At 75.0% G+C, this 6,758-nt stretch carries 5 protein-coding genes; 1 reads left to right on the forward strand and 4 read right to left on the reverse strand.

Annotated features, from left to right (window positions below):
- From ACFU6K_RS27090 to ACFU6K_RS27105, 4 genes are all read right to left on the reverse strand, one after another.
- Nucleotides 1-774, reverse strand: a 774-nt coding sequence (locus tag ACFU6K_RS27090; protein WP_380667254.1) for a pyridoxal phosphate-dependent decarboxylase family protein, incomplete at its 3' end; no start/stop codon positions are given.
- Nucleotides 771-2,240: a diaminobutyrate--2-oxoglutarate transaminase gene (locus ACFU6K_RS27095; RefSeq protein ID WP_380667256.1), complete on the reverse strand. Its 1,470-nt coding sequence runs from the start codon at nt 2,238-2,240 to the stop codon at nt 771-773. The genes ACFU6K_RS27090 and ACFU6K_RS27095, both read right to left, overlap by 4 nt.
- Nucleotides 2,241-2,438: 198 nt before the next feature.
- Nucleotides 2,439-3,167, reverse strand: a complete 729-nt coding sequence (locus tag ACFU6K_RS27100; protein ID WP_380667258.1) for a response regulator — start codon at nt 3,165-3,167, stop codon at nt 2,439-2,441.
- On the reverse strand, nt 3,164-5,050 hold the full coding sequence (locus tag ACFU6K_RS27105) for an ATP-binding protein (RefSeq protein WP_380667260.1): 1,887 nt from the start codon (nt 5,048-5,050) through the stop codon (nt 3,164-3,166). Before ACFU6K_RS27105 ends, ACFU6K_RS27100 begins: the two co-directional genes overlap by 4 nt.
- Before the next feature lie 219 nt (nt 5,051-5,269).
- Between ACFU6K_RS27105 and ACFU6K_RS27110 the strand changes: the two genes are divergently transcribed.
- Nucleotides 5,270-6,724 (forward strand): cation:dicarboxylate symporter family transporter, encoded by a 1,455-nt coding sequence (locus tag ACFU6K_RS27110; protein WP_380667262.1) that lies wholly within the window; start codon nt 5,270-5,272, stop codon nt 6,722-6,724.
- Nucleotides 6,725-6,758 lie beyond the last annotated feature (34 nt).

Genomic DNA, 6,758 nt, shown 5'->3' on the forward strand with positions numbered 1-6,758 from the left:
GGTGCCCGCGGTGGCGACCACGGCGATCGGGGTCCGTCCGGCCCAGCTGGCCTCGGCCATCGCCCGTTCCAGTTCGTCCTCCCGCATCCGCAGCCCGCGGTCGACCGCGACGGGGATGACGGCCCGCTCGCCGAGGCCGAGCAGGGCGGCGGCGCGCTGGACGGAGAAGTGCGCGGCCTCGGAGGCGAGGATGCACGGCCGGACGCCGGCCGGGATGCCGTCCAACTCCACGATGCCGTCGAGCTTCTGGTCGCGCGCCAGCATCAGCCCCATGAGGTTGGACTCGGTGCCGCCGGAGGTGAGGACGCCGGCGGCGCGCTCCGGGTCGTAGCCGACCAGTCCGGCGATCTCGGCGAGCAGCGTGCTCTCCAGCGCGGTGGCGGCGGGGGCCTGGTCCCAGGAGTCCTGGGAGGGGTTGAGGGCGCTGACCGCGAGGTCCGCCGCGGCGGCGACGGCCAGCGGCGGGCAGTGCAGGTGCGCGGCGCAGGCCGGGTCCGCGGGGTCGGCGGCGCCGTAGGCGAGCAGTTGGGTGAGCCGGGCGAGCGCGCCGGGTCCGTCGTCGGTGGCCAGCGCGTCGTCGACGAGTGCGGCGATCTCGGCCGGGCTGCCCGCCGGCACCGGTCCGGAGCGCATGGCGGTGCCCGTCTCCAGGGAGTCGAGGACGGTGGCCAGCAGCGGTCCGAGCGCGCCCGGCCCGGCCGCGCCGCCCGCCAGGGCGTTCGTGGCGGCACCGTCCCGGGGGAGCCCGACGGGGCCGGATCCGGGCCCGCTCACCGGTTCCCCCGCACCGTCGGCGCACCCGCGGAACCGTGTGCCGGACGACCCGCCGTCCCGCCCGTCGGCCCACCCGCCGATCCGCCCGTCGGCCCGCCGGTGGAGGCCGCCGCGATCGCCTCCGCCAGCCGCTCCAGCACCGCCGCCACCTGCTCGTCGGTGATGGTGAGCGGCGGGAGCAGCCGCAGCACCGCGTCGTGGCGCCCGCCGAGCTCGACGATCAGCCCCCGCGCCAGGCACGCCTCCCGGACCCGCACCGCGAGCGCCGGGTCGGCCGGCCGGGCGCCGCACGCGTCGGGCTCGGCCGCCGGGTCGACCAGTTCGACCCCGAGCATCAGCCCCCGGCCGCGCACGTCGCCGATCACCGGCAGTTCGGCCGCGAGTTCGCGCAGCCGGGCCGCCATCCGCTCGCCGACGACGGCGGCCCGCTCGGCCAGCCCGTTCGCCGCGACGTGGCGCAGCGTCGCGGCCCCGGCGGCCATGGCGAGGGTGTTGCCTCGGAAGGTGCCGGTGTGGGCGCCGGGCCGCCAGCCGTCGTAGTCCTCGCGGTAGACGACGACGGCGAGCGGCAGGCTGCCGCCGATGGCCTTGGAGAGGACCATCGCGTCCGGGACGATGCCGCTGTGCTCGATCGCCCACATCGCGCCGGTGCGGCCGACCCCGGTCTGCACCTCGTCGACGATCAGCGGGATGCCGCGCTCGGCGGTGATCCGGCGCATCGCGCGCAGCCAGCCGTCGGGCGCGGGGACGACCCCGCCCTCGCCCTGGACGGCCTCCAGGATCATCGCGGCGGGCGCGACCACACCGCCCGAGGGGTCGTCCAGCAGCCGCTCCACGTACGTCGCGGCGAGGTCCGCGCCCGCCTCGCCGCCGACCCCGAACGGGCAGCGGTAGCCGTACGGGTAGGGCAGCCGGGCGACCTCGCCGCCGCTCGGCAGCGGCTCCTTGACCGCGACGTTGCCGGTGAGCGCGAGGGCGCCGGCGGTCATGCCGTGGTACGCGCCGGTGAAGGCGAGCGCGCCGGAGCGGCCGGTGGCGGTCTGCATCAGCTTGAGCGCGGCCTCGACCGCGTCCGTCCCGGCCGGTCCGCAGAAGTGCACCCGGGCGCGGGCGGCGAACTCCGCGGGCAGGCTCTCGAAGAGCGCGCTGGTGAAGTCGTCCTTCTCGGCGGTGGCGAGGTCGAGCAGGTGCAGCGGGGCGCCGCTGTCGAGGGTGCGGCGGATCGCCTCCAGCACCACCGGGTGGTTGTGGCCGAGGGCGAGCGTGCCGGCACCGGAGAGGCAGTCCAGGTAGCGCCGCCCGTCGGCGCCCTCGACGGTCATGCCGTGGGCGCGGACCGGGACGATCGGGAAGGAGCGGGCGTAGGTTCTGGCGGCGGACTCGCGGACGCGCTGACGGCGCAGGATGGCTTCACCGGCGGCCGGGGCTCCGGAGGCGGCCTGGACGGGTACGGCAGCGAGCGACACGAGAAACCCCCAGGGGAAGTTAGGTAAGCCTAACTTTACTGCCCTTGACCTGGCGGAATGCCCTCGGGTTCCCAGAACCACCCGAGCGAGTGAACCTCCCCCGGTCCCTCCAACGAGCGTCGCGCGGAAAGGTCACGGCCCGGCCCCACCGACCGACCCCGGCCGACCCGGCCGACCCCGCCCCGCAGGCCCGGTTCCTCAGGCCCGGTTCCTCCAGCGGTAGCAGAGCTCCGGCCGCCCGACGCTCCCGTACTGCGGCTCCCGCACCGCGCACCCGGTCTCCACCAGGTGCTCCAGGTAGCGCCGCGCGGTGATCCGCGAGACCCCGGCCGCCGTGCCCGCGGCCGCCGCCGACAACCCGGAGGCCGCCTCGCGCAGGACCGAGGCGACGGTGTCCAGGGTGGACGCACACAGCCCCTTGGGCAGGGTGCTGCGCTCCGGCGTACGGAGCAGGGCGAACGCCTGGTCGACCTCGTCCTGTCCGGTCGCCTCCCCGGTGCGCCCGAGACTGTCGCGGTAGCGGGCGTAGCGCTGCAGCCGGTCGTGCAGGGCGGCCGAGCTGAACGGCTTGAGCAGGTACTGCACGACGCCCGCGGAGACCGCCTGCCGGACCATCGCGAGGTCGCGGGCCGAGGTCACCGCGATGACATCGGTGCTGTGACCGGCCGCGCGCAGCGTACGGCAGAGCTGGAGCCCGTGGCCGTCCGGCAGGTAGAGGTCGAGCAGGGTGAGGTCGACGGGCGTCCCGGCGGCGCGGGCCCGGTCCAGGAAGCGCAGCGCGTCGGCGCAGCTGTGGACCGTCCCGGCGGCGTGGAAGCCGGGCTCCCGCCGGACGTACAGGGTGTGCGCGGCCGCGGCCACCGGGTCGTCCTCGACCACCAGGACGGAGATCCCCGCCGCGGCGGCGGTGTCGCCGATGCCGTTCACGCCAGTACCCCTTCCTGCTCCCGACCGGTCGACCCGCCGGGCCGGTCGGCGGACCCACCGGGCCGGTCGACGGACTCCCCCGGTGCGCCACCGGGCCCGCCCGGCCGTCCGGCCAGCGGCAGCCGTACCGTGAGCACCGCGCCGCGCTCCCGTCCGACCTCGACGGTGCCGCCGTTGCGCCGGGCGGTCTGGGCGACCAGCGCCAGCCCGAGCCCGTGCCCGCGGCCGTCCTGCTTGGTGCTCCAGCCCCGCCGGAAGACGTCCTCGACCGCGCCCGGGTCGATCCCCGCGCCGGTGTCGGCGACCCGCAGCAGCAGGCAGTCGCCGGGCACCCTGGCGCCGTCACCGCCATCCCCGCCGTCACCACCCGCTCCGCCATCGCGGCCTCCGCCATCGCGGCCTCCGCTATCGCCGCCGACGCGGTCCCGACCGACGCAGTCCCGACCGCCGGCGATCCGCGCCGTGACGGTGACCTCCGGCGGGACGGGACTCTCGGCCGCGCCGGCGATGGCGGCGTCCACGGCGTTGTCGATCAGGTTGCCGAGGACGGTGATCAGGTCCCGCGCGGAGAGGTCGGGCGGCAGCACCCCGTCGTCGATCCGACTGTCCTCGGTGAGCGTCAACTCCACGCCCCGTTCGGCTGCTTGGGCGGCCTTGCCGAGCAGCAGGGCGGCCAGCACCGGCTCGCCCACCGCCGCGACCACCCGGTCGGTGAGCTGCTGGGCGAGTTCGAGTTCGGCGGTGGCGAACTCCACCGCCTGTTCATGGCGGCCGAGTTCGATCAGCGAGACCACCGCGTGCAACCGGTTGGCGGCTTCGTGCGCCTGCGCGCCGAGCGCCTCAGTGAAGCACCGCACCGAGTCCAACTCCCCACTGAGCGCCTGAAGTTCGGTGTGATCTCGGAGGGTCACCACCCGGCCGAGACCGGGGCCGGTGCCGATCGTGGAGGTGTTCAGCACCACGACGCGCTCGGCGGTCAGGTGCACCTCGTCCCGGACCGGCTCCTCCCCCAGCACGGCCGCCACCAGCGCCTCCGGCAGGCCCAGTTCCGCCACCGGTCGACCTTCCAGGTCGCCGGTCAGGCCGAGCAGTTCACGGGCGGCGTCGTTGCACAGCACCACCCGGTGCGAGCGGTCCAGCAGGACCAGTCCCTCGCGCACCGCGTGCAGGGTGGCCTGGTGGTACTCGTAGAGGTGACTCAGCTGGTCCGGCCCCATCCCGTGGGTGTGCCGCCGCAGCCGGGAGTTGGCGAGGTAGGTGCCGACGCCGCCGGCCGCGAGCGCGGCGACCGCCACCCCGACCAGGGCGAGCAGCGGACCGCTCAGCTGTGCGGAGATCGACTCCACCGTGAGGCCCGCACTGACCAGCGCGACCACCTGATGCCGGTCGTCCCACACCGGGGTGACCACCCGCACGGACGGGCCGAGCGTGCCGGTGTACGTCTCGCTGTGGGTCTGCCCGGCGAGCGCCCGGTCGATGTGCCCGAGGTAGGTCCGGCCGATCTGCTCGGGCAGCGGATGGGTCCAGCGCACGCCGTCGGTGTCCATGACGGTGATGAAGGAGACCCCGGTGTCGGCCCGCACCTGCTCGGCGTACGGCTGGAGGGCCGCGGTCGGGTCGGGGGAACCGACGGCGGCCCGGACGGACGGCGAGTCGGCGACGGCGTGCGCGACCGCGGTGACCTGGCGGCGGGCGGCGTCCTCGGTTCGGTCGGCGGTGAAGAGGTACGCGAGCACCGCCCCGCCGGCGACCACGGCGGCGACGATCACCACCTGGACGACGAACAGCTGCCCGGCCAGGCTGCGGACCAGCCGCCGGGGACCGCGGCCCGTCGGCCGGTGCGAGCGGCGGCGCGGGGCGGTGGGGGCGGTGCGCTCGGACATGCCTGCCAGTGTGCACCACGCCCCCGGGCACCCCCGAGGGCCGTCCTGCCCGCACCGTTCGCGGGCCGGACATCCGGGCGGCCCGCGCCGAACATCCGGGCCGCCCGCGCCGTTCGTGAACTCTATGAACGCAAACGTGACCTCCGTCACCTCGGAGCCCATAGTCGGAGCGGCCCATCCCCCCGGGGCCACCAGGACTGCACGGCAAGGGAGCCGCAGATGTCGATCACTGGAGCCGCCGCGGCGGCGGGACCCAGACGCAAGGACCGGACCCACTACCTCTACATCGCCGTGATCGCCGCGGTGGTCGCGGGTGTGGTGGTCGGCCTGGCCGCCCCCGGTTTCGCCGTGGAGCTGAAGCCGATCGGCACGGGCTTCGTCAACCTGATCAAGATGATGATCAGCCCGGTGATCTTCTGCACCATCGTCCTGGGCATCGGCTCGGTGACCAAGGCCGCGAAGGTCGGCAAGGTCGGCGGCCTCGCCCTCGGCTACTTCCTCGCCATGTCGACCGTCGCGCTGGCCATCGGCATGGTCGTCGGCAACCTGCTGGAGCCCGGCGGCGGACTGCACCTGACCGCCGCGCTCGCCAAGTCCGGCCACGCCCAGGCGGCCGCCGGCGGCGCCCAGTCGACCGCCGACTTCCTGCTCGGGATGATCCCCGAGACGCTGTTCTCCGCCCTGACCCAGGGCAAGGTGCTCCAGACCCTGCTGGTCGCCCTCCTCACCGGCTTCGCCCTCCAGGCGATGGGCCCGGCCGGCGCGCCGGTGCTGCGCGGGATCGAGCACGTGCAGCGGCTGGTCTTCCGGGTCATGTCGATGATCATGTGGGTCGCACCGGTCGGCGCCTTCGGCGCGATGGCCGCCGTGGTCGGCGCCACCGGCACCGCCGCGCTGAAGAGCCTGGCCGTCATCATGATCGGCTTCTACGTCACCTGCGCGCTGTTCGTCGTCGTGGTGCTGGGCACGCTGCTGCGCCTGGTCGCCGGGGTCAACGTGTTCGCGCTGCTGAAGTACCTCGGCCGCGAGTTCCTGCTGATCCTCTCCACCTCCTCCTCCGAGAGCGCGCTGCCCCGCCTGATCGCCAAGATGGAGCACCTGGGCGTCAGCCGCCCGGTCGTCGGCATCACCGTGCCGACCGGCTACAGCTTCAACCTCGACGGCACCGCCATCTACCTGACCATGTCGTCGATCTTCATCTCCGAGGCGCTGGACAAGCCGATGTCGCTCGGCGAACAGCTCTCGCTGCTGGTCTTCATGGTGATCGCGAGCAAGGGCGCGGCCGGGGTCACCGGCGCCGGCCTGGCCACCCTCGCGGGCGGGCTCCAGTCGCACAAGCCCGCGCTGGTGGACGGGGTCGGCCTGATCGTCGGCATCGACCGCTTCATGTCGGAGGCCCGCGCGCTCACCAACTTCGCGGGCAACGCCGTCGCGACCGTGCTGATCGGGCACTGGACCGGCGAAATCGACGCCGAGCGCGCCCGGCGGGTGCTGGCCGGCGAGCTGCCGTTCGACGAGCTGACGCTGGTCGACTCCCACGGTGCGACCTCCGGTCCCGCCCCCGCGTCGGACGGCTCCACGGCCGACGCCCCCGAGGCCGCTCCCGAGACCGCCCCCGAAGCCGCCCCCACCCGGGGCACTGCCACCCAGGGCGCGGCCACCGCCGGGGTCTGACCCGGCAGCGACCCCGCACTCCCCCGGCCCTGTC

This window comes from Kitasatospora sp. NPDC057512, from assembly GCF_042802135.1.
Taxonomy (GTDB): Bacteria; Actinomycetota; Actinomycetes; order Streptomycetales; family Streptomycetaceae; genus Kitasatospora.